The sequence below is a fragment of the Streptomyces sp. R302 genome (genome assembly GCF_012927245.1).
Lineage (GTDB): Bacteria > Actinomycetota > Actinomycetes > Streptomycetales > Streptomycetaceae > Streptomyces.
In genome coordinates this window covers 254,946-276,909 of sequence record NZ_JABBGE010000003.1, presented here as the reverse complement: position 1 = coordinate 276,909, position 21,964 = coordinate 254,946, and the positions used below count along the sequence as shown (strand labels likewise).

20 protein-coding genes and 1 pseudogene are annotated in these 21,964 nt (G+C 73.1%); 8 read left to right on the top strand and 13 right to left on the bottom strand.

Going from position 1 to position 21,964, the window contains the following annotated elements; genetic code table 11:
* Positions 1 to 68 precede the first annotated feature (68 nt).
* Positions 69 to 298 (bottom strand): annotated as a pseudogene (locus tag HHL19_RS37190) (GNAT family N-acetyltransferase); the annotation flags it as partial.
* Positions 299 to 541: 243 nt separating this feature from the next.
* Here HHL19_RS37190 and HHL19_RS10840 point away from each other — a divergent pair.
* Positions 542 to 835 carry a DUF397 domain-containing protein gene (locus tag HHL19_RS10840; protein WP_169088118.1) on the top strand — a complete coding sequence of 98 codons (294 nt, stop codon included), beginning with the start codon at positions 542 to 544 and terminating at the stop codon, positions 833 to 835.
* Here HHL19_RS10840 and HHL19_RS10835 read toward each other — a convergent pair.
* The 3 genes from HHL19_RS10835 to HHL19_RS10825 all read right to left on the bottom strand — a co-directional run bounded on the left by HHL19_RS10835 (position 790) and on the right by HHL19_RS10825 (position 4,428).
* The gene (locus HHL19_RS10835) at positions 790 to 2,004 is read right to left on the bottom strand and encodes an FG-GAP-like repeat-containing protein (protein WP_169088116.1); all 1,215 of its coding nucleotides are present in this window, start codon (positions 2,002 to 2,004) and stop codon (positions 790 to 792) included. The two genes, HHL19_RS10840 and HHL19_RS10835, sit on opposite strands and share 46 nt — an antisense overlap.
* Positions 2,005 to 2,047: 43 nt before the next feature.
* Positions 2,048 to 3,268: an FG-GAP-like repeat-containing protein gene (locus HHL19_RS10830; RefSeq protein ID WP_169088114.1), complete on the bottom strand. Its 1,221-nt coding sequence runs from the start codon at positions 3,266 to 3,268 to the stop codon at positions 2,048 to 2,050.
* 170 nt (positions 3,269 to 3,438) lie between these two features.
* Positions 3,439 to 4,428, bottom strand: coding sequence for an alpha/beta hydrolase (locus tag HHL19_RS10825; RefSeq protein WP_169088112.1), 990 nt, complete (start codon positions 4,426 to 4,428; stop codon positions 3,439 to 3,441).
* A gap of 597 nt (positions 4,429 to 5,025) precedes the next feature.
* Between HHL19_RS10825 and HHL19_RS10820 the strand changes: the two genes are divergently transcribed.
* Positions 5,026 to 5,289 carry a hypothetical protein gene (locus HHL19_RS10820; protein WP_169088110.1) on the top strand — a complete coding sequence of 88 codons (264 nt, stop codon included), beginning with the start codon at positions 5,026 to 5,028 and terminating at the stop codon, positions 5,287 to 5,289.
* A 322-nt stretch (positions 5,290 to 5,611) separates the two neighbouring features.
* Here the strand turns inward: HHL19_RS10820 and HHL19_RS10815 are convergent, their stop codons facing one another.
* Positions 5,612 to 6,301: a metal-dependent transcriptional regulator gene (locus tag HHL19_RS10815; RefSeq protein ID WP_169088108.1), complete on the bottom strand. Its 690-nt coding sequence runs from the start codon at positions 6,299 to 6,301 to the stop codon at positions 5,612 to 5,614.
* A gap of 184 nt (positions 6,302 to 6,485) precedes the next feature.
* Between HHL19_RS10815 and HHL19_RS10810 the strand changes: the two genes are divergently transcribed.
* On the top strand, positions 6,486 to 7,241 hold the full coding sequence (locus HHL19_RS10810; RefSeq protein ID WP_169088106.1) for an SIS domain-containing protein: 756 nt from the start codon (positions 6,486 to 6,488) through the stop codon (positions 7,239 to 7,241).
* Between the two features lie 98 nt (positions 7,242 to 7,339).
* Here HHL19_RS10810 and HHL19_RS10805 read toward each other — a convergent pair whose 3' ends face one another.
* From HHL19_RS10805 to HHL19_RS10795, 3 genes are all read right to left on the bottom strand, one after another.
* Positions 7,340 to 8,683 carry a PAS domain-containing protein gene (locus HHL19_RS10805; protein ID WP_169088104.1) on the bottom strand — a complete coding sequence of 448 codons (1,344 nt, stop codon included), beginning with the start codon at positions 8,681 to 8,683 and terminating at the stop codon, positions 7,340 to 7,342.
* Between the two features lie 116 nt (positions 8,684 to 8,799).
* Positions 8,800 to 9,462, bottom strand: a complete 663-nt coding sequence (locus tag HHL19_RS10800; protein WP_169088102.1) for a response regulator transcription factor — start codon at positions 9,460 to 9,462, stop codon at positions 8,800 to 8,802.
* A gap of 31 nt (positions 9,463 to 9,493) precedes the next feature.
* On the bottom strand, positions 9,494 to 10,711 hold the full coding sequence (locus tag HHL19_RS10795; protein WP_169088100.1) for a histidine kinase: 1,218 nt from the start codon (positions 10,709 to 10,711) through the stop codon (positions 9,494 to 9,496).
* 106 nt (positions 10,712 to 10,817) lie between these two features.
* On the opposite strand from HHL19_RS10795, the gene HHL19_RS10790 reads away from it, so the two are divergent.
* Positions 10,818 to 11,756 carry an ATP-binding cassette domain-containing protein gene (locus tag HHL19_RS10790; RefSeq protein ID WP_169088098.1) on the top strand — a complete coding sequence of 313 codons (939 nt, stop codon included), beginning with the start codon at positions 10,818 to 10,820 and terminating at the stop codon, positions 11,754 to 11,756.
* Position 11,757: 1 nt separating this feature from the next.
* The gene (locus tag HHL19_RS10785; protein ID WP_169088096.1) at positions 11,758 to 12,504 is read left to right on the top strand and encodes an ABC transporter permease; all 747 of its coding nucleotides are present in this window, start codon (positions 11,758 to 11,760) and stop codon (positions 12,502 to 12,504) included.
* Between the two features lie 266 nt (positions 12,505 to 12,770).
* Here HHL19_RS10785 and HHL19_RS10780 read toward each other — a convergent pair whose 3' ends face one another.
* Genes HHL19_RS10780 through HHL19_RS10770 form a run of 3 tightly spaced genes read right to left on the bottom strand, consistent with a single transcriptional unit; the run spans position 12,771 to position 15,424 of the window.
* Positions 12,771 to 13,601 carry an ABC transporter permease gene (locus HHL19_RS10780; protein WP_169088094.1) on the bottom strand — a complete coding sequence of 277 codons (831 nt, stop codon included), beginning with the start codon at positions 13,599 to 13,601 and terminating at the stop codon, positions 12,771 to 12,773.
* Entirely contained in the window at positions 13,598 to 14,611 is a 1,014-nt protein-coding gene (locus HHL19_RS10775) for an ABC transporter ATP-binding protein (protein ID WP_169088092.1), read from the bottom strand. The genes HHL19_RS10780 and HHL19_RS10775 overlap by 4 nt, the downstream gene beginning before the upstream one ends.
* Positions 14,612 to 14,614: 3 nt before the next feature.
* Entirely contained in the window at positions 14,615 to 15,424 is an 810-nt protein-coding gene (locus tag HHL19_RS10770) for an ABC transporter permease (protein ID WP_169088090.1), read from the bottom strand.
* 139 nt (positions 15,425 to 15,563) lie between these two features.
* Here HHL19_RS10770 and HHL19_RS10765 point away from each other — a divergent pair, with 139 nt between their 5' ends.
* Positions 15,564 to 16,466 (top strand): winged helix-turn-helix transcriptional regulator, encoded by a 903-nt coding sequence (locus HHL19_RS10765; RefSeq protein ID WP_169088088.1) that lies wholly within the window; start codon positions 15,564 to 15,566, stop codon positions 16,464 to 16,466.
* Between the two features lie 23 nt (positions 16,467 to 16,489).
* Here the strand turns inward: HHL19_RS10765 and pdxH are convergent, their stop codons facing one another.
* Positions 16,490 to 17,116, bottom strand: a complete 627-nt coding sequence (gene pdxH / locus HHL19_RS10760) for a pyridoxamine 5'-phosphate oxidase (protein ID WP_206324802.1) — start codon at positions 17,114 to 17,116, stop codon at positions 16,490 to 16,492.
* A 224-nt stretch (positions 17,117 to 17,340) separates the two neighbouring features.
* Here pdxH and HHL19_RS10755 point away from each other — a divergent pair, with 224 nt between their 5' ends.
* A complete protein-coding gene (locus HHL19_RS10755) occupies positions 17,341 to 18,441 on the top strand; it encodes a citrate synthase 2 (RefSeq protein ID WP_169088084.1) in 1,101 nt (366 codons plus the stop codon).
* Positions 18,442 to 18,443: 2 nt separating this feature from the next.
* Here the strand turns inward: HHL19_RS10755 and HHL19_RS10750 are convergent, their stop codons facing one another.
* A complete protein-coding gene (locus HHL19_RS10750; protein WP_169088082.1) occupies positions 18,444 to 19,514 on the bottom strand; it encodes an isopenicillin N synthase family oxygenase in 1,071 nt (356 codons plus the stop codon).
* 1,398 nt (positions 19,515 to 20,912) lie between these two features.
* Between HHL19_RS10750 and HHL19_RS10745 the strand changes: the two genes are divergently transcribed.
* Complete coding sequence (locus HHL19_RS10745) at positions 20,913 to 21,959, top strand: M4 family metallopeptidase (protein ID WP_277349150.1); 1,047 nt, start codon at positions 20,913 to 20,915, stop codon at positions 21,957 to 21,959.
* Positions 21,960 to 21,964: the final 5 nt, after the last annotated feature.

Here is a 21,964-nt window from a genome sequence, read left to right as displayed (position 1 = left end):
GGAGGAGGTTCCGCCGCTAGGCAGCGCCTTCAGATTTGCGTATGTGCAGATGGCCGTCGCGAGGGGCCGGTGAGAGCCTCCAGAGCCCTCGGTGCCACACCCTTTCCACGAGCGTGCGCCGCGGTCCAATAGCCCACCTCCGCGGACGGCTTGCCGGGGACGCCTCCTTGAGGACGACCTGGCCCACCAACTGCCCGTGCGATGAACCGGGGTGCGTTTCGAGGACCGCGAAGCCGAACCGGCCTCCCGTCGCCCAGCCCCGCTGCTCGGTCTGAACCCATCGCGTCGCGTCGGCATCGTGCTTCACGACGGAGTTCGTCCAGCCGCCCGCTCAGGAACCGTTGCGGGTGACGAGGCCCCGGTCGATGTAGTCCCACGAGAACCGTGGCCAGTTGATCTATGTGGAAGGCCAGGTCGGACGGTACTTTCTGACCGAACAACCGGACGTGGCAATCGTTGCCGCTCGCTATAGCGAACTGAGGGCCCAAGCGCTCAGCCCGGAGGACTCCGAACGACCCATCGAGAAGATGGCACGGGAACTGTGAGCACCGACCTCAAGTGGTTCAAGAGCAGCTACAGCAGCGAACAGGGCGGTGACTGCGTCGAGGTCGCCTCCTGTGTGCACTTAGTGCACGTGCGGGACTCCAAGGACACCGCGCTCCCCTCCCTCTCCGTCTCGCCCGCCGCCTGGGGCGAGTTCCTGGCCCGGGTGCAGGAGGCACGGCGCACGCGCAGGGCCTCCGTCCCGCTCCGGGGTGGAGGCCCTGCGTCCATGTCCGTCCCGTCGGGTCAGAACGCGCCGTTCAGGCCCCACCAGTCGCCGTCGAAGCGCTGACCTGCCGCCAGCGAGCCGGTGCCTCGGCCGTTGTAGGTGAGGAGCCAGCCGAGGTGGCCCTGGTAACCGTCGATGGCGTACCGCGCGTTGGTGATCGTCGCGAGGTCGACACGGCCGTCGCCGCTGAAGTCGCCGATGGAGAGAAAGGTCTCCATGGCGTTCCAGCCGCCGGTGCCGATCAGCTTGCGGGCACCGAGCCGGCCCGTGCTCGTACCGGGGTAGAGCCACAGCTTGCCGGTGGACGCCTCGCGGGCGACGAGGTCGACGCGGCCGTCGCTGTTCATGTCGCCCGGGCCGGTCAGGGCGTTCATGCCGTTCCAGCCGCCCGTGCCGATCAGCTTGCGGGGGGCGAGGCCGTTGCCCGTACCGGGGTAGAGCCACAGCTTGCCGGTGGACTTCTCCACGGCGAGGAGGTCGGCGCGGCCGTCGCGGGTGAGGTCGCCGACGGCGGCGATCCGGGACATGCCGTTCCAGCCGCCGGAGCCGATCAGCTTGCGGGGGGCCAGGCCGCCCGTGCCCGTACCGGGGTACAGCCACAGTTTGCCGGTGGCGCGTTCGCGGGCGATCACGTCCTCCTTGCCGTCACGGGAGAAGTCACCGTGCCGGACGAGGGCGTTCATGCCGTTCCAGCCACCGGAGCCGACCAGTCGGCCGGTGGAGTCGCCGGGCAGGTACCACAGCCGGCCCACCAGGTCGCGGACGAGGACGTCGGCCTTCCGGTCTCCGTTCAGGTCGCCGAACCCGGCCGCCTTGGGGGACGTCTCCGCGTACCACCGCGGGTAGGCGTCGAGCCAGCACTCGCGTTCCGTACGGACGAACTTCAGCGAGCTGACGCTTCCGTACGGGTCGCTCTCGTAGGCGCCGCCCGTCGTCGGGTCGATCGACCAGTAGGTGCCGAGCTTGTAGTCGGCCAGGTCGTAGGTGCAGACGATCTGGGAGCTGTGGTTGACCTGGGCCCGGAACGTGTTGTTCCAGGAGCCGAGGGTCGGCATGGACTTGTTCGTCTTGAACATCGTCCCGGTGGCGTCCTCGGTCTTCCAGGCACAGAAGTAGCCCTTCGGACAGTCGCTCACGGCCGCCTGCGCGGGGGCGGCCGTCGCGACCGCGAGGCCCCCCAGGAGCGTCATACCGAGCAGGGACGCCAGGCCGCGCTTCATCGTCTTGCGCATGTTTCTCCCCCCATGGGTCATTGCGTGGTGTTCGGACGGTGTGTCAGAACTGGCCGTTCAGGCCGTGCCAGGACTCGCTCTCCGGGGAGCCGGCCTGGAAGCCGTTCGTGGCGCGGCCGCCGTAGATGAGCAGGTTGCCCGCTCCGCGGCCCGTGTTCGACGCGTAGTTGCCGTTGGTGACGGTGGCCAGGTCGGTGTAGCCGTCGCCGGTGTGGTCGCCGACCGCGAGGAAGCCGGCCATGACGTTCCAGCCGCCGCCGATGAGGACGCGGGTGGCGAGGCCGCCGGTCCTGCCCGGGTAGAGCCAGAGCTTGCCGGTGGACGGCTCGCGGGCGAGGAGGTCGGCCTTGCCGTCCTTGGTCATGTCGCCGAAGCCGACGAGGGCGTTCATCGAGTTCCAGCCGCCGGAGCCGATGAGCTTGCGGGGGGCCAGGCCGCTGCCCGTACCGGGGTACAGCCACAGCTTGCCCGTGGACTTCTCGACGGCGAGGAGGTCCGACTTGTCGTCGCCGGTCAGGTCGCCGAAGGCGGTGAGGTGGTTCATGGAGTTCCAGCCGCCCGAACCGATCAGCACGCGCGAGCCCACGTAGCCGGTGCCGGAGCCCCTGTACAGCCACAGCTTGCCGGTGGACGCCTCGCGGGCGATCACGTCCTCCTTGCCGTCGCCGGAGAAGTCGCCGTGCCGCGTCAGGGCGTTCATGGCGTTCCAGCCGCCCGAGCCGACCAGCTTGCCGCTGCCGTCGCCCGGGAGGAACCACAGGCGCCCGACCTTGTCGCGGACCAGGACGTCGGCCGTCTTGTCCCTGTTCAGGTCGCCGAACGCGGGCGCGGTGGCCTGCGGGTTGGCGTACCAGTAGGGGTACGGCTCGTACCCGCCGCACTCGCGCTCGGTGGCGACCAGGCGGACGGAGCTGACGCTCGTGCTGCCGGGGCCGCCCCACTCGGTGCCCGAGGGGTTGGGGGCGACGGAGAAGACGCCGCCGGTGTAGCCGTGGTGCGCCTCCTCGTGGAGGCAGGCGAACTTGCCGGTGCGGTTGGAGACCGAGCGGAACCGGTCGTCCCAGGTGCCGAGCGTGGGCGCGTCCACGTTCGTCTTGTACATGGCGCCGGTGGCGTTGTCCGTCTTCCAGGCACAGAAGTAGCCCTTCGGGCAGTCCGCGGGTGCCGCCTGGGCGGGGGCCGCGCCCGCGCCCAGGACGCCGAGCGTGGTGAGGCCGAGCGCCGTGGCCGCGGTGGCCAGGCGGCGGCGCAGAGATATGCCCATGTGTTCCTCTGGTGTCCCTGTTGGGCCTCGACGGCCCGCGTGGTGGGCGGCGCGGAGACATACCGCTCGACGCGCTGTCGGAGGGACCGTACCGCGTCCGGCGGCGGGGGCGCGAGGGGGCTTCCCCGAGCGCCGGACCGGACGGCGGTGCTCCCCGTCGGCGACGACGGTCAGGTGGTGAGGACGCCGGTCAGGAAGGGGTCCACCGCTTCGGCCCAGGCCTCCGGGTGGGTGTAGTGGAGGAGGTGGCCCGCGTCGGGGATCTCCGCGTACGCCCCGTGGGGGAGGACGCGGACCATCTCCTGGGCCTCGGCGCGGCCGAGTTCGCCGTCGAGGCCGCGGACGACGAGGGTGGGGCAGCGGACCTGGGCGAGGGAGTCCCAGTGGGCGTCGTGGACCCAGGTCTCGCGGGAGGTGAGCATGTGGGCGGGGTCGAAGACCGGGCGCCAGCCGTCGGGGTGTTCGGCCATGACCTCGGCGAAGAACGCACCCCGCGCCGGGTTCGGCGCCTCCACCCACGGGTCGTCCGCGCCGAACCAGCGGTGAACGGCCTCCAGGGACGGGAAAGGCGCCGGCCAACCCTCGAACCAGTCCCGCCAGGCGCGCTGCGAGGCCGCGCCGAGCGCGGAGGCCCGCATGTCGCAGATGACGAGCGCGCGGACCAGCTCGGGCCGCTCGGCGGCCAGTTGCCAGGCGGTGAGCGCGCCCATGGAGTGGCCGACGAGGGTGACCGGGCCGAGCCCGAGCCGCTCGATGACGGCCGCGGCGTCCGCCACGTACGCCTCGCGCGTGAAGGGTCCGGCGGGCGGCTTCCCGCTGGCGCCGTGGCCGCGCTGGTCGAGCGCGATCGTGCGGTGTCCGCCGCCGAGGAGGCCCGCGGCGGGCGCCCAGTGGCCCGCGTGCCCCATCAGGCCGTGGAGCAGTAAGACCGGGGCGCCGGACGGGCGCGGAGGGGCGGCGCGGTCCTCGGGGCCGGTCGGCTGACGGGTGATGCTCATGGCGGTCGTACGTGTGGAAGTAGGCATGGAAGTACGCGTGGACGTACGCGTGGACGTACGGGCCTCGGGCGCGGTCCCGTCCCCGGCCGCGCCCTCCGCCGTAAAGTCCCAGGCCGCCAGCCGGATGCCGTCGGCTCCGGTGACGTCGAGTCGTCGCGCCATGTCTGGCACCCCCTCTTTCCTGTCGAACCCCGCCAGACTATCGAACCCACATTCGAAAATGAGCTTCTGCCACCCAACACCCCTCGTTCGAGTGACAGGCCTCAAGGATTGGCGCGCGCTGCCGAGGGGAGATCTTCAACGGGAGGCGGACCGCTCGGGGAAAACGGTCCGAAGGGACCGACCTTGAGAGCTCGGGGCTCCAGGTCGGAACAGGGGAGGGCAGGCCCCGGCGCCGCGAGGCGCCGGGGCCCTCTGCAGCTCCGGACGCCCCCGCTCCAAACACCCCCACGCCGAACAACCCAACGCCGGACGCCCCCGCCCCGGGCGGCCTCCCCCGGGATCGACCCGCGCCGGACGCACCGTCAGGAGCCGTACCCTGGGCGCACGTCGGTCGGTGTACGGCCCCGATCGTCCCCATGGCCCCACCCTTCCGCGCATCACGCAGCGCACGCAGCTCGTCCCAGCCTGGCACGCCGAGGGCACGCGCGGGGCCATTCCGGCGTAAAACGGGGCGCATGGCGAAGCCGTCGCCCGACCGTGGCCCATTCGTGACCGCCGGCCGCACAACCACTCCCCCGTCCCTCCGGTCGACAGGTCGTGTGCAGTCCCCAAGTCCTCGCCAAGGGCGACCACATCGCGATCCTGAGGGACGGTCACCTCACGATCGAACGGGAGCGGGTCGTCATCACCGTGCCGCTCGCCGCCATCGAGGAGGTGCGGCGGACCGGCGCGACCTCGCTCACGCTCGTCCTCACCGACGGCGTCACCCGCCCGAGGACAGCCCGGCCCGGATCCCCCGGTGGGCGGTACGGCCGGGCGTCGTCGGCTTCCTCGGCGCCTACACGGCGTACGTGTGGCTGACCGGCGCCGCGCACGGCGAGGGGATGGGCGACGGCAGGCGGGCGAGCTACTACAAGTTCACCGACTCGAGCGGCAACGACCTGGCCACCCACTACGGCTCCGGCCGGCCCACGGACGAGATCCACGTCGTGTACGACCCCGAGGCCCTCTCGAAGCGGCACGCCGCCTCCGAGCCGGCCTGCGCGACCGTCGTGAAGCACGCCCTCAGCCTGCTGACCGGCGGGGCGTGCTCGCGCTCGGCGTGTGGGGCGCGCTCGCCCCATACGTGCAACGGGGCTGGGACGCTCCCGCGCTCCCGGCCCCGCGTCTACTGCGGCAAAGCTCAGCGCTTCGCGACGAAGACGTGTGCCGCGACCTCCGCGTCCAGCTCCGCCGCCTCGCCGCTGCTGCCGACGAGGACGCCGCCCGCCGACTCCGACACGGAGACGACCGAGCCGGGCTGCACGCCGGCGCGGCGGAGCGTGTACATGAGCTGGGCGTCCGTCTGGATCGGCTCGCCGATGCGGCGGACGATCACCGTCTTGCCCCCGCTCGCGTCCAGGTCCGCGAGGGACACCATCGAGTCGTCGAGGAAGGACTCGGCCTCGGCCTTCTCGCCCAGCTCCTCCAGGCCCGGGATCGGGTTGCCGTACGGCGACTCCGTCGGGTGCCGCAGCAGCTCCAGGACGCGGCGCTCCACGGCCTCGCTCATCACGTGCTCCCAGCGGCACGCCTCCGCGTGGACCTGCTCCCACTCCAGGCCGATCACGTCGACGAGCAGACACTCGGCCAGGCGGTGCTTGCGCATCACGCGCGTCGCGAGCTTGCGGCCCTCCTCGGTCAGCTCCAGGTGGCGGTCACTCGCCACGGCGACCAGACCGTCCCGCTCCATGCGGGCGACCGTCTGGCTCACCGTGGGGCCGCTCTGGTCGAGCCGCTCCGCGATCCGGGCACGCATCGGGACCACACCTTCCTCTTCCAGCTCCAGGATGGTGCGGAGATACATCTCCGTGGTGTCGATCAGTCCGGACATTCGTGCCCCTCGATGAGTCGTGCGCTGGCCCTGCACCAATTCTTGCGCATCGGGGCGACAACCGGGCGGCCCCCGCCCCGGAGCGGGAGAACTGAGGACACCGGGGCGGCGGAGGCAGTATTGACAGACCAATGGTCCAGACCGCACCGTGATCGGCGACCTCGACGAGAAGGAGCTTCCTCACATGGGCGAGAGCAAGCTGGCCGGACAGTTCTTCGACGCCGCGATCGGTCTGCTGCAGGAGGTGCGCGACGGGGACTCCGCCGAGATCGCCGCCGCGGGCGCGGCGGTCGCCGAGGCCGTCGCGAACGGCAACCGCCTCTTCGCGTTCGGTGCCGGGCACTCCTCGCTGCCCGCCCAGGACGTCGTCTACCGGGCCGGCGGGCTCGCCCTGATGAACCTGCTCGTCGTCCCCGGCGTCGTCGGCGTCGACGTCATGCCGGCGACGCTCGGCTCCGCCCTGGAGCGGGTCGACGGGCTCGCCGGGGCCGTCCTCGACTCCTCCCCCGCCTCCGCCGGAGACGTGCTCTTCATCATCTCCCTCTCCGGCCGCAACGCCCTGCCCGTCGAGATGGCCATGAACGCCCGCGCGCTGGGCCTCACCGTCATCGGCGTCACCTCGGTGGCGTACGCGACGGAGACGAAGTCGCGGCACGTCTCGGGGACGTACCTCAAGGACCACTGCGACATCGTCCTCGACTCCCGGATCGCGGTCGGCGACGCGGAACTCGCCCACGAGGGCATCGAGGCGCCGTTCGCCCCCGCCTCCACCGTCGTCACCAGCGCCCTCATGCAGGCGACGATGGCCGCCGCCGCCGAGGAGCTCGTCCGGCGCGGCATCGAACCGCCCCTGCTGCGCTCCGGGAACGTGGACGGCGGGCACGAGTGGAACGGCCGCGTGATGACCGAGTACGCGGACCGGATCTTCTACCGGCACTGACCCCCCGTACGGAGGTACGGGGGGTACGGGGGTACGGGGGTGTTCCGGCCGTCCGGTCCTCAGCCGAGCGGCGGTACGGGGGCGGGGCAGGGCCGGGATCAGCCGAGCGGCGGTACGTCCAGTGCCGCCGCCACACGGGCCGCGACCGTCTCCGCGTACAGCGCGTCCTGGCGGTCGAAGGCGCCCCGGGCGGCCGTCCGCAGGAAGGTGAGGACGCCGACGGTACGGCCCCGGGAGCGCAGGGCCGTGCACAGCGCGTGCGCGGTGTCCGACGGCCAGTGCCGGGCCGCCGCCCACTCCGCCGCGTCCCGCCCCGCGTCCACCCGCACCGAACCCGCCCGGTCCCACGCCTGGAGCGCCGGGTGATCGGTGCCGTAGCGCTGCGGGAAACCGCCCTCGAAGCCGCTGCCGAGGCCCTCCGCGTCCGGGGCGCCCGCCGGGGACGCCACCGCGCGCGTCAGCCGGCGGTCGCCCGCCACCCGGTCCACGAGGCCGTGGTCGGCGAAGCCGGCCAGCGCGAAGTCGAGGAGGACGGCCACCGCCTCCGCCGGATCCGCGTACTCGGCCGCCGCCACGCCCGCCCGGTGCAGCTGGCTCCACCGGAACCGGGTCCGGTCCGCCTCCCGGGCCGCGAGCCGCTCCGCCGTCACGTCCTGGAACAGCCAGGCCACGCCCAGCGGCGCCGGCTCCTCCGTCATCGGCGACGACAGCCGCACGAAGCCGCTGCGCCAGCAGCGCCGCCGCTCCCCCGCCCCCGCGCCGGACGTCGACGCGAGCGTCACCCACAGGTCCGCCGGGGCCGGCGGGGCGCCCTCCGCGAGAACGTGCTGGAGCGCGCCCTCCAGCTCCTCCACGCCCCGGGCGACGACATCGCCCAGGGGGCGGCCGAGCAGGGTCGTCCGGCCCGTGCCGATGGCGTTCGCCGCGTAGCCGTTGACGACCGCCGGGCGCAGGTCCGCGTCGATCAGGACGACGCCCCAGGGTGCGTCGTCGAAGAGGGCCTCGCTGAGCGCGATCGACCGCTCCAGGTCTATCTGCGCGTGCACCTCGCTGAAGGCGCAGTACACGCCGGCGGGCCGCCCGTCGGCGCCCCGTACCCCGGCGGACTGGCTGCGGACCAGGACCCGGCCGCCGTCCTTGCGGAGCAGCGCCAGCTCGTGCACCTGCCGTCCCGGGGTCCGCATCGCCCCCATGAGGCGGGCGAGCGTCTCCTCCGCGTCGGCGCTGCGCGCCGCCCAGCCGTCGAAGCCGCGCCGCCCGACGGCCTCCGCCGCCGGCCAGCCGAGGATCCGCTCGGCCTCGCGGTTCCAGTGCGTCACCGTCCCGTCCGCGTCCAGCGCGCACAGCGCCGCGTCCATCCCGTCGAGCAGCGCGGCGAGCAGGTCGCCGTCCTCGCTCGGCACGGATGCGGTGTCCCGCGTGGACCCCGTGAAGGCACTCACCTGGCACTCCCCCCGGTAACCCCCTGATGGGGGCCATTCAACTGGAACGTGACCCAGAACACACCCGGTTCGACGAAACGGATTCGGGGAGACAGGTCGGTTCAGGCCAGACCGACTCAGGTCGGGGAGACGAAGCCCGACTCGTAGGCGGCGATCACCGCCTGGGTACGGTCCCTGGCCCCGAGTTTCGCGAGGATGGCGCTCACATGGGACTTGACGGTCTCCGTGCCGACGATCAGCCGGCTCGCGATCTCCGCGTTGGAGAGCCCCCGGGCCATGAGGCGAAGAACGTCCTCCTCCCGGTCCGTCAGATTCGCCCGGACCAGGGCCTCGTGGGCCTCGTTCGCAGGACGTTCCTGGCCGTAGGCGGCGGCCAGTTCGCGGACGGCCGCCGGGAAGAGGAGAGATTCGCCCTCCGCGACCAGGCGGACCGCGTGGACGATCTCCACCGGGCGGGCCCGCTTCAGCAGGAAGCCGTCGGCACCGGCGCGCAGCGCCCCGTACACGTACTCGTCGTTCTCGAAGGTCGTCACCACGAGGATCTTGGGCGGGGAGTCGACCGTCCGCAGGACGGCCTGGGTGGCCTCGATGCCGTCCATCAGCGGCATGCGGACGTCCATCGCGACGATGTCGGGGCGCAGGCTGCGGACGAGGGGGACGACGGCGGCGCCGTCCGCGGCCTCGCCGACCACCTCGATGTCCGGCTGTGCCTCCAGGACGGCCCGCAGGCCGGCCCGCACGAGGGGTTCGTCGTCTACGAGGAGGACCTTGATCGTCATCCGGTCAGCCTAGGGGGTCTCGTGGAGCGGGTCAGCGGAGCGGGAGGACCACGGAGACCCGCCACTCGCCGTCCTTGACACCGGACTTGGCCTCGCCGCCGAGGAGCGCGGCGCGCTCGCGGATGCCGCGCAGACCGCTGCCGGAGCCGGGGACGGCGGGGGGTCTGCCCCCGGGCAGCGGGTTGGTGACCCGGAGGCGGAGGCGGCTGCGCTCCGCCTCCACGCGGACGTCGACGGGGACCTCGCCCGCGTGCCGCAACGCGTTCGTCAGGGCCTCCTGGAGCATGCGGTACGCCTCCCGGGAGACGGGTCCCGGGAGTTCCTCGACGGGCCCGGTGATCTCGGCCTCCACCAGGGCGCCGGACGAGCGGGCCGAGTCGAGGAGGCGGGCGGCCTCGTCGAGCCCGGGGCTGGCGCCGGCCGGGCGGCGGCCGGTCTCGCGGAGCAGCATCAGGACCCGCTCCAGGTCCTCCAGGGCCGCGCGGCCGGTCTCCTCGATGGTCGCGAGGGCCCGGTCGGTGAACTCGGGGTCCTTCGCCGCACGGGCGGCGCCCGCCTGAACCACGGCCAGAGTGAGGGCGTGGCCCAGCGAGTCGTGGAGCTCGCGGGCGATCCTGTTCCGCTCCAGGAGGCGCTCCGTCCGCTCCTCCAGGGCCGTCATGCGCTCCTTCACCGACGGGCCGAGGAGACGGAGGGCGACCCGGGTGTCGAAGCGGCCGCCCGCGACGATCACGGCGAGGAGGGCGAGCAGCGGCAGCGGCGCCAGGGCCACCGAGCCCACGCCCGGCGGCGGGGTCAGGGAACCGATCACCGGCTCCTCCACCGACGTGTCGAGCAGCGTCAGCGCGCACTGGATCAGCCAGATCGTCAACAGCCACGCCAGCAGGCCCGCCTCCATGCGGAAGACCATCCACAGCGCCGTCCTGCCCCGGTCCGCCCAGGAGGCGGACGGGGCCGCCGAGATGCCGGTGACCGCGCCCTCGGCGTGCGCCGTGCTCCGCTCCCTGGCGTGCTTGCCGGGGAAGAGCATCAGGCGTGCCTGCAGCCCCTCGGCGCGGCGGGCCGACGGTATGAGGGCGACGGCCGCGACGAGCGGGATCGGCAGCACGGCGACGGTCAGCCAGTCGCCGAGGGTCGGGGAGGACAGTCCGGGATAGATGAGTCCGGCGGCGAGCGGCACGATCGCGCCGATCACCAGATGCAGCCATCGCGTGTACGTGACCGCCCGGATCAGGGGACGCAGGAACATCCCGCCATCCTCGCAGCGGCGCACCGGCGGCGGCTCCCCCGCACGGGGGAGCCGGTCCCCTCGGGCAGGGGATGGCACGGAGGTGCCGGGCCGCGAGTCTTGAGCCATGACCAGCATCGACATCACGAACCTCACGAAGGAATACGGCGGCCGGCCTGCGGCGCGGGCCGTGGACGGGCTGACGTTCCGTGTCGAGCCCGGGCGCGTCACCGGCTTCCTCGGGCCCAACGGAGCGGGGAAGTCCACCACGATGCGGCTCGTCCTCGGCCTGGACCGGCCGACGTCGGGCACCGCCACCATCGGCGGCCGGCCGTACGCGACGCTCGACGAGCCGCTGCGGACGGTCGGCGCTCTCCTCGACGCGCAGGCCGCGCACCCGGGCAGGACCGGCCGCGACCACCTCCGCTTCCTCGCCGCGAGCAACGGCCTGCCGGCCCGCCGGGTCGACGAGGTACTGGAGGAGACGGGCCTGGCGCCGGCGGCCCGCCGTCGGATACGCGGCTACTCGCTGGGCATGCGGCAGCGGCTCGGGATAGCCGCGGCGCTCCTCGGCGACCCGGGGGTGCTGATGCTGGACGAGCCGGCCAACGGTCTCGACCCGGAGGGCATCGTCTGGATCCGCGAGCTGCTGCGTCGGCTGGCGGACGAGGGCCGCGCGATCCTGGTCTCCAGCCATCTGATGAACGAGACGGCGGCCTTCGCCGACCATCTGGTGGTGCTGGGCCGGGGGCGGCTCCTGGCGGACGTGCCGGTGCGGGAGTTCATCGACGCCCACAGCCACCCGCGGGTGCGGGTGCGGACGGGCGATCCGATACGGCTCCGGGCCACGCTGCTCGCACGGGGGTGGACGGTCGGGGAGACCGCCGACCGGGACGGCCGGTGGACGGTGGAGGGCGCCTCCGCCGAGGAGATCGGCGCGGTCACCGCCCGCGAGGGCATCCCCGTCTTCGAACTCGCCGACGAGCGCGCCTCGCTGGAGGAGGCGTATCTGGCCCTCACCTCGGACGCCGCCGAGTTCACCGCTCTCACCCCGCAGGAGGTCTGACGTGTCCGCGCTCTCCCCCACCGCCGTGCTCCACTCCGAGTGGATCAAGGTCCGGTCGCTGCGGTCGAGCTTCGGCTCGCTGCTCGCCGTCCTCGTCTCCGCGCTGGCCATCGCCCTGGCGGTCTTCCCGGCGATCGGGCAGCCGGAGGCGGAGACCGGTGAGATGGATCCGCTGTTCTGGATCTACTACCCGGTGAACTTCGTGCAGATCGCCGCGATCTCCTTCGGCGCCACCGCCGCCTCTTCCGAGTTCCTCAACGGCGCCGTGCGGAACTCCCTGACGGCCGTACCGCGGCGGCACCTCTTCTACGGGGCGAAGGTGGCGGTCGTGGGGTCGGCCGCGCTGGTCGTCGGTGTGGTGGCCGGGTTCGTCATGTTCTTCACGGCCAACGCGTTCCTCGGGAAGTACGCGATAGCCATCGGCGATCCGGGCGCCCTGCGGTCCTGCTTCGGCGCCGGGCTCTACCTCGCGCTGATCACGCTGTTCTCGATGGGGCTGACGTTCCTGCTGCGCAGCGCGGTGGCGGTGCTGAGCCTGCTGATCCCGTTCATCCTCATCGTGTCCTTCGTCATCGGCGGGGTCTCCGAGGGCGCCGCGACGTGGCTGCCGGACCGGGCCGGGCAGCAGATCCTCTTCCAGGAGCCGCCGGGGACGCTCGGCGCCTGGACGGGGCTGGGGGTGACCGCGCTGTGGACGGCGGCCGCGCTCCTCGCCGGCTGGTGGTCGCTGCGGCGGCGGGACGCCTGAGAACGCAGACGACCCGTGGGCCTCGGTCCCGTCCGCCTAGGTTCGGACGGGAGCCGGCCGGACTGACCGGCGGCCCACGGGTCGGGTGACTGCTGGGGTTTCGGCAGCTGGCCTGCCGAGGTGCACATCGTGCGACGGCAGGCCTTAGCCCGCAGTCACCTCACGAGTCCGAAAAGAAACCATTTTTTCGGATCACCTCCTTTCGCGTGTACCCACAGCCTACGAACGCCCCGGGAGGCTCACAAGCGATTTGTTCGGCTCGTTTCTCAGGCCATCGCGAGGCGGCCGGTGCGCTGGGCCCTGGCCTCGCCGAGCCTGAGCATGAGGGCGGCGGCGAGCAGGAGGACGGCGGAGAGGACGGCCAGGCCCGTGAGGGGCAGGGCCAGGTCGGTGAGGGTGCGGTGTTCCAGGAGGGCGCCGCGCAGGGCGTACAGGCTGCCGGTGAGGGGGAAGACCGCGCCGACGATCTGGACGGTCAGGGGCAGGGCGAAGTCGGGGAGCCGGACGCCGGCGACGAACCAGAGCGGCTCGTCGAGCAGCGTGTACAGGAACGCCGAGTCGCGCGAGAAGACGAGGAGGCTGTTGAGGAAGGCTCCCCAGGCGACGGCCGGGATCAGGAGGGCGAGGAGCACCACCCCGTACATCCACCACGAGGAGACCGCCAGGGCGCCGAAGCCGGTGAGTCCGGCGACGGTGAAGCAGGTGAGGAGCCAAGCGTTCTGGAGGAGCGCGCCGGCGCCGTTGGCGATCATCAGGACGAGGCGGTTGGCCGGGGAGAGGAAGAGCAGTTCGAGGGTTCCGGTGGCGCGTTCGTAGGAGAAGTGCCAGGCGGACTGGACGAGGGAGAAGAAGAAGGCGTAGGCGAGGGTGCCGGTCGCGAGGAAGGCGAGGAGGCGTTCGGGGTCGGCGGCGAGCGGCCAGTTCGCGGCGGCGGGCGAGGCGGTTGCGACGGGCCGCAGGGTGTAGTAGGTGGTGGCCAGCTGGAGCACCGGCCAGACCAGCATCGAGAAGACGACGAGGGGCTGTCCGAAGAGGCGGCGGTGCTGCTTGAGCGCTTCGGCGGCGAAGACCCGCCGCGCGTGCCGGAGTCCGGTCACACCGTCACCGCCTCGGAGGCCGGGGAGGCGGGCGGGGTGGCCGTGCCGTCGGCGAGGCGGAGGATGGCGTCCTCCAGGCTGGCCTCGGTGATCTCCAGGCCGCCGATGGAGCCGCCGGCCTCGACGAGGGCGGCGGCGAGCGGGCCCGCCATGTCGCCGGGGTGGCGCAGGACGATCGCCTCGGCGCCGTTGGGGAGGGGCTCGCGGGTGGCGCCGAAGCGGGTGGCGACGGCGGCGGTGTGGTCGCCGGGGTCGGTGACGGTGACCCGGACGGTGCGGTGGCTGCCGGTGGCGGTCTTCAGCTCGGCCGGGCTGCCCTGGGCGAGGTGCCGGCCGCCGGAGATCACGTACACGTGGCCGCAGAGTTCCTCGACCTCCGCGAGGTAGTGGGAGGTGAGGAGGACGCCGGTGCCGGCGGCGGCGAGTGCGGCGACGACGCGGCGCAGGTCGCGGGCGATGGGGGCGTCGAGGCCGAGGGTGGGTTCGTCGAGGAGGAGGTAGTCGGGGCTGTTGATCAGGCCGCGGGCGATGGCGAGGCGCTGGGTCATGCCGCGGGAGTAGCGCTCGACGGTGGTGTCGGCGGCGTCGGTGAGGCCGACCAGGTCGAGGAGTTCGTCGATGCGGGTGCGCAGTTCGGGGGTGGGGACGTCGTAGAGCCGGCCGAAGTAGCGGAGGTTCTCGCGGCCGGTCATCCGGGTGTAGACCATGCGCTCGCCGCCGGCGATGAGGTTGATCCGGCGGCGGACGGCGCGGGCGTCGGCGACGGTGTCGAGGCCGTCGACGCGGACGGTTCCCGAGGTGGGCCGGAGGAGGGTGGCGAGGATCTTGATGGTGGTGGTCTTGCCGGCGCCGTTGAGGCCGAGGAGGCCGGTGATGCGGCCGGGCGGGATGTCGAGGTCGAGGCCGTCGACGGCCCGCTTGGTGCCGCGGGGACCGAAGAGGCCCTTGTCGCGTACGGGGAAGTCCTTGCGGAGAGCGCGCACCTGGATGCCCGTCGTCGTTGCCGTCATCGTTCAGTAGGTCCTTTCGACGGCGCGGGCCTCGGCCCGCGGCAGGTACAGCAGGCCGAGCAGGAGGTAGGCGGCGGCGACCAGGACGCCGGTGCCGAGCCCGGGGAGGAGTTCGACGAGCGTCCGGCCGCCGGTGGTGGCGCCGTGCAGGACGTCGACGGCGGCGGTGGTGGGGAGGAGTTCGGCGCACCACTGGGCCCATGCGGGCAGGTAGGCGCGGGGGAAGGTGAAGCCGCCGAGGAGGCCGAGGACGGCGAAGACGGTGTTCTGCGAGATGTGGGCCTCGCCCGCGGCGATCATCAGGCCGCCGAGTCCGACGGAGCAGGCGAAGACGGCGGCGATGAGGAGGGCCGCACCGAGGAGCAGGCCGGCCGGGGAGGAGACGGGGATCGCGATCCCGAAGGCGGCGAGCACGAGGCCGAGGACGAGGAACTCGGCGAGGCTGCTGAGCACGGCGAAGGCGGTGAAGCCCGCGAGGTAGGGGAAGCGGCGGGCGGGTGCGATGAGCAGGGAGGCGAGGGTGCCCTCGCGCTGCTCGGTGATGAGCGCCTTGGCCGACCAGAGGATCAGCCGGACGGTGAACTGGAAGGCGATGACGCCGACGGCGAGGTAGGCGAGGTAGGCGGTGGTGCCGGTCCCCTCGGTGAAGTCGTCGGCGACGGTGCCGCCGCCGATGGCGCGGTAGCCGAGGACGCCCAGCGCGAGGGCGAGGGCCGCGGGCAGCACGGTGCCGACGGCGTACGTCCACGGATAGGCGCGGCGGGTCACCTGCCAGGTGCGCCACGCGGTGGCCCGGGCGACGGCCACGGACATCCCCCCAAATATGATCGAAGAACGAGTGAGTCTCTTTCGGGAACTCACTCTTGCCAAGAGAGTTTCTATCGGGAACTGACCATGTGGGGCAAGCCATGACGCAAGATGGGACCGACCGGACCCGAGGGAGACGAGAGAGATGGCGCGAGCCGTACCCGAGCGCGACACCGCCTGCGCCATCGCCCAGGCGGCCGTCGTCATCGGCGACTGGTGGAGCCTGCTGATCGTCCGCGAGACCGCGCGCGGCCGGCACCGCTTCGACGAGCTCCAGCGCGAGCTCGACATCTCCCGCAAGGTCCTCACCGAGCGGCTCGGCCACCTCGTCGACAGCGGAGTCCTAAAAAAAATCCCCTACCAGCAGGGCCCCGTCCGGCACGAGTACCGGCTCAGCGAGGCCGGCCGCGCCCTGCTGCCGGTCCTCGTCTCCATGCAGGACTGGGCCGACCGCTGGGTCCTCGGCGACGGCACCCTCACCGCCACCGCCGACGCGGACGGCGCCGAGGCGCTGCGCGTCCACACCCTGCCGGGCACCGCGCTGCCCCGGCTCACCCTCCCCGCGCACACCCTCCCCGCGCACACCGGCGGCGAGCTCGACCCGGTCGACCCGGACGCCGCCGCCACCGTCCTGTTCTGCTACCCCGCCACCGGACGGCCCAGCCCACTGCCCGAGGGCTGGAACGACATCCCCGGCACCGTCGGCTGCACGCTGGAGAACCGGCTGTTCCGGGAGGCGTACGGGGAGTTCACGGCGGCAGGAGTCGCCGTCCGCGGCGTCTCCACGCAGCGGACCGACGAGCAGCGGGCCTTCGCGGAGGCCGAGGAGATCCCCTTCCCGCTGCTCTCCGACACCGACACCCGGCTCGCCGCGGCGCTGCGGCTGCCGACCTTCCGGGCCGGGCAGCTGCTGCGGCTCAAGCGGCTGGTCCTGGTCGTGGACCGGGAGCGGACCGTACGGCACGTCCAGTTCCCGGTCACCGACATCCCGGCCGCCGTACGGACGGCGCTGGCGCTGGGCCGCGCGCTCGCGGAGACCGGGCGGTAGCGGCGGTCACGCCCGCCGGGCGGTCACGGCGCCAGGCGCTCCACCCGCCAGGAGCCGTCCTCGCGGACGTACCGCAGGCGGTCGTGGAGGCGGTTCTCGTGGCCCTGCCAGAACTCGACGGTCTCCGGGACGACCCGGAAGCCGCCCCACTCCGGCGGGACGGGGACCTGCTCGGAGTCGGGGTAGCGGGCGGCCAGCTCCTCGTACCGGGCGAGGAGCTCCTCGCGGGAGGCGATGACGGAGGACTGCTCGCTCGCCCAGGCGCCCAGCTGGGAGCCGTGCGGGCGGGTGCGGAAGTAGGCGGCGGTCTCGTCGCGGCCGGTGCGGGCGGCGCGGCCGGTGACGATGACCTGGCGGGCCAGCGGGTGCCAGGGGAAGAGCAGCGAGACGTACGGGTTGGCGGTCAGCTCGGCGCCCTTGCGGGAGCCGTAGTTGGTGAAGAAGACGAAGCCGGCGTCGTCGTAGTGCTTGAGCAGGACCGTCCGGGACGAGGGGCGCCCGTCGGGGGTCGCGGTCGAGACGACCATGGCGTTCGGCTCGTGGATCGCCGGGCTGGCGGCGGTCTCCTTGAACCAGGACGCGAACTGCCGGATCGGATCGGGGGCGAGATCGGCCGCGGTCAGTTCCTTGGTGCGGTACTGCTCGCGCATGTCGGCGGGGTCCAGGGCGTCGGTCACGGGGCCATCCTGCCGCAGCGCCCCAGTGTGCCCCGCACGGCGGGGCGTCAATCCTTCGTCGCCGGTTCGGCGCAGTGTGCCGGATGTCACGCTTCCCCGCATCATCGGAACCGTACAGACTCTTCGGCTGGACGACTGTTGAGTTTCTCCAGCCGCCGCCGTTCGGTTGATCGATCATCGATAGAAGGAGCCGCGTGATGTCCGAGTTCGTACCGGGCCTCGAAGGAGTCGTCGCGTTCGAGACCGAGATCGCCGAACCAGACAAGGAAGGCGGCGCGCTGCGCTACCGCGGGGTCGACATCGAGGACCTCGTCGGCCACGTCTCCTTCGGCAACGTGTGGGGCCTCCTCGTCGACGGCGCCTTCAACCCCGGCCTGCCGGCCGCCGAGCCCTTCCCGATCCCGGTCCACTCCGGCGACATCCGGGTCGACGTGCAGTCCGCGCTCGCCATGCTCGCGCCCGTCTGGGGCCTCAAGCCGCTCCTCGACATCTCCGCCGAGCAGGCCCGCGACGACCTCGCCCGCGCCGCCGTCATGGCCCTCTCCTACGTCGCCCAGTCCGCGCGCGGCCAGGGCCTCCCGATGGTCCCGCAGAGCGAGATCGACAAGGCCGAGTCCGTCGTCGAGCGGTTCATGATCCGCTGGCGCGGCGAGCCCGACCCGAAGCACGTCAAGGCCGTCGACGCGTACTGGACCTCGGCCGCCGAGCACGGCATGAACGCCTCCACCTTCACCGCCCGCGTCATCGCCTCCACCGGCGCCGACGTGGCCGCCGCCCTCTCCGGCGCCGTCGGCGCCATGTCCGGCCCGCTGCACGGCGGCGCGCCCTCCCGCGTCCTCGGCATGATCGAGGAGATCGAGCGGACCGGCGACGCGACGGCCTACGTCAAGCAGGCGCTCGACAACGGCGAGCGCCTGATGGGCTTCGGCCACCGCGTCTACCGCGCCGAGGACCCCCGGGCCCGGGTCCTCCGCCGCACCGCGAAGGAGCTGGACGCCCCGCGCTACGAGGTGGCCGCCGCGCTGGAGAAGGCCGCCCTGGAGGAGCTGCACAACCGCCGTCCGGACCGGATCCTCGCGACGAACGTCGAATTCTGGGCCGCGATCGTCCTCGACTTCGCCGAGGTCCCGGCGCACATGTTCACCTCGATGTTCAGCTGCGCCCGTACGGCCGGCTGGTCGGCGCACATCCTGGAGCAGAAGCGCACCGGCCGCCTGGTCCGGCCCTCGGCCCGCTACACGGGCCCGGGCCGCCGGGACCCGCGCGAGATCGAGGGCTACGCGGACATCGTGGGCTGAGGCTAGGCCGGAAGGTCCTGCCGGAGGAGGAGGTCCGCGTGGTGGCGCGCCGCGACCAGCGGGTGCGCGCGGACCTTCCCCTTCAGCTCGTTGCGGCCGTACTCGGCGAACATCGGGTTCGCCGGGTCGACCGTCACGCCCGGCGCGCGGTCCGCGTACGCGAAGTCGAGCGGGGCGATCCGGGCGTCGAGCCGCGGGTTGTAGAAGAACGGCACGGAGAACCGTTCCGTCGCGCCGGGCGGGGAGACGACCCGGTGGTTGGTGGCGATCAGATAGCCGTTCGTCGCGACTTCGAGGAGTTCACCGAGGTTGACGACGAAAGCACCGGGCAGCGGCGGCACGTCGTGGAACCGCCCGTCCTCCCGCTGCACCTGCAGCCCGCCGACCTGGTCCTGGAGCAGCAGGGTCAGGAACCCGTAGTCCTTGTGGGCGCCGACGCCCTGGTCGTCGCCGTCACCGCTGCTGCCCGGGTAGCGCACCAGCTTGAGGTGCGGGTGGGCGCGGGGCCCGAAGATGTCGGCGTAGAAGTCCTCGCGCGCGCCGATCGAGGCGAGCAGCTCGCGCAGCAGCTTCTCGGCGACGCCGCTGAGCCGGTCGATCCAGTGCAGCGCGGCCGTACGCAGCTCGGGCAGGGCCTCGGGCCACTGGTTGGGGCCCTCCAGCCACCAGTACGGCGGCTCCCACGGCGCGGGCGCGCGGGCGGGGCGCTCGGCGCCGATGTCGAGCTGGTCGCGCCAGTCGCGGGCGCCCTGGGTGCGTTCGTCGCCGACGCGGGTGTAGCCGCGGAAGTGCGGCGAGTTCAGGTTGTCGATCGCGCGCCGGTCCGTCTCCGGGAGGGCGAAGAAGGCGTGCATGGCGTCGGTGAGCGCCCGGGTCTCCGCCTCGGTCACGCCGTGCCCGACCAGCTGGAAGAAGCCCACGTCATGGGCGGCGGAGTGCAGCTGGGCGTGGAGCAGCCGGCGGGCGTCGGGGCCGCGGTCGGCGGCGGAGAGGTCGACGATCGGGAGCTGCGAGGCGTACGAGACGCTGGGGGTGGGGGCGGGGGTGGGGGTACGGGTGGCGCTGAGGGTCATGGGTGCGTCCGCGGGTGTACGGGTCCCGGGGCGGCCGCCGGGGTGGGGCGGGGGCCACGGGTGCCGGTCGACAGGGTCGGATGGGGGACCCCGTGGGGCGGGGTCAGGCGGCGCGACAGGCCATGCTCGTGACGCGGACGAAGTCCACGTGGCGACGGCGAACGAGCAACAGCATGCGACCAGCGTACTGCGCGCCTCGCCGTCCCCCTGTGGCCCGCACCACACGCCCCCGCGATGCGGCCGCGCCCCCGCCGTTCCCTTGCGGACCTACATTCCGCCAGGACGGTGCCCACCCACCACCACCGTTCCGTTGCGGACCTACGTTCCGCCAGGGCGGTGCCCACCCGCCGCCGTTCCGTTGTGGGCATACGTTCCGCTAGGGCGGAACGGGTGGGCACAACGGAACGGCACCGTTAGCGGGTGCTTCCGCTTCTGCGCCTGGACCCGCACCGGATGTGCGCCGCATACGGGGTGCGGGTTCAGGCCCGGAAAGCCGAGGCGCGGCAGGGGGCGCCGTCCCTGTGCCCACCCGTCCCGCCCTTGCGGGACGTATGCCCACAGGAACGGCGGGCGCGCAGCCCGCACCGGAGGCGGGTCCCGCGCCGGGTCTGCGGGTGGGCACCGCCCTAGCAGGACGTAGGGACGCCGGGCGCGCAGCCCGCACCAGCGCCAGGCCCCAAGCCGGGCCTGCGGGTGGTGCGGGACCGCCCCAGCGGAACTCATGCCCACAGGGGCGCCGGGCGCGGCCCCGCACCACCACAGGGGCGGCGGGCGCGGGTCGCCCGCAAGGGGGTGCGGCGGACGCACCGCCCGCTCCAGGGCAGGGTCCCGAGCCGGGTCCGGGGGTGGGGGCCGCCCTGGCGGGTGCGCTCTGCCGCCACGGGCGCACCGCCCGTACCGGGGCCGGGTCCCGCGCCGGGGCTGCGGGTGGGCACCGCCCGGGCGAGTGCGTTCTGCCGCGCGGGCGCACCGCCCGCTCCAGGGCCGGGTCCCGAGCCGGGTCTGCGGGTGGGCACCGCCCTGGCGGGTGCGCTCTGCCGCCACGGGCGCACCGCCCGCAACAGCCCTAGGCCCCGAGCCGGGTCCGCGGGTGGGCACCGCCCGGGCGGGTGCGTTCTGCCGCGCGGGCGCATCGCCCGCTCCAGGGCCGGGTCCCGAGCCGGGTCCGCGGGTGGGGGCACCGCCCTGGCGGGTGCGCTCTGTCGCCACGGGGGCGCCGCACGTGCCGAGAGGGGGAGGGCGCTGGGGCCTGGGGGTGGGGGGTGTGGCTTGTGTCACATGTCGAGGTGGGGGGTGGAGGGTGTTCAGGGGGGTGGTGGGTGCGTAAGGATCGGCGCCTGCGTGTCACGCGCATGCCAATCGTCTCGTTGTCGCGCCCGCGCGCAGGAGGATGTCCCGATGTCCATGACCGCCCGCCGTACCCCTCGCCGTACCCCCCGCCGCCTCCTCGCCGCCGCCCTCGCCGTCGGCGCGCTCGCCGCCGCCTCGCCCGGGGCCACCGCCGCGTCCGCGCCGCAGGGGCGGGTCTTCATGGTCAACCCCGTGCAGGCCACCGGCGACCAGGGCCTCACCGACCACAAGGACGCCGTCGGCGACGTCCCCGCCTCCGCCTACGCGCTCGCGACCCTCCGGAACCTCGACGCGAGCGGCGGGCTCTCCGGGAAGTGGGTCAGCGTCCGGTCCGAGACCGGCAAGCCCGCGACGGTCGCGGACGCCGCCTCGTACGACCGCTCCGACGACGGGTTCGAGCAGGTCATGGCGTACTTCTGGATCAACGAGGGCCAGGAGTACCTGCAGAGCCTCGGCTTCGGGACCGAGCTGCCCGGCGCCAACGACCGCGTCCAGCCCGTCCGCCTCAACCAGTGGGGCGCCGACAACTCCTTCTTCACCGACAAGAAGGCCGAGATCCGCTTCGGCAAGGGCGGCGTCGACGACGCCGAGGACGCGGAGGTGATCCTCCACGAGTACGGCCACGCCGTGCACCACGCCCAGGTCCCCGGCTTCGGCACCTCCGCCGAGGCCGGCGCGATCGGCGAGGCCTTCGGCGACTACCTCGCCGTCGCCGTCGGCAACCACGCCGTCCAGAAGTACGGCTGGCCCATGAAGGCCGAGGAGGCCTGCGTCGCCGACTGGGACGCCACCGGCTACTCCGCCGCCCCGCACTGCCTGCGCCGCCTCGACGGCACCAAGACCTACGCCGACCGCGAGGGCGAGGTCCACGCCGACGGCGAGATCTGGTCCCGCGCCCTCTTCGACATCCGCAAGGCCCTCGGCGCCCGCACCGCCGACCGGATCATCGTGAACGCGCAGTTCGGCTTCGCCCCCGACACCTCCTTCGAGGCCGCGGCCCGGACCACCGTCGAGACCGCCCGGCGGATGTACGGCGCCGACGCGGAGGCCGCCGTCCGCGACGCCTTCCGGGCGCGGGAGATCCCCGGCGTCTGACCCCC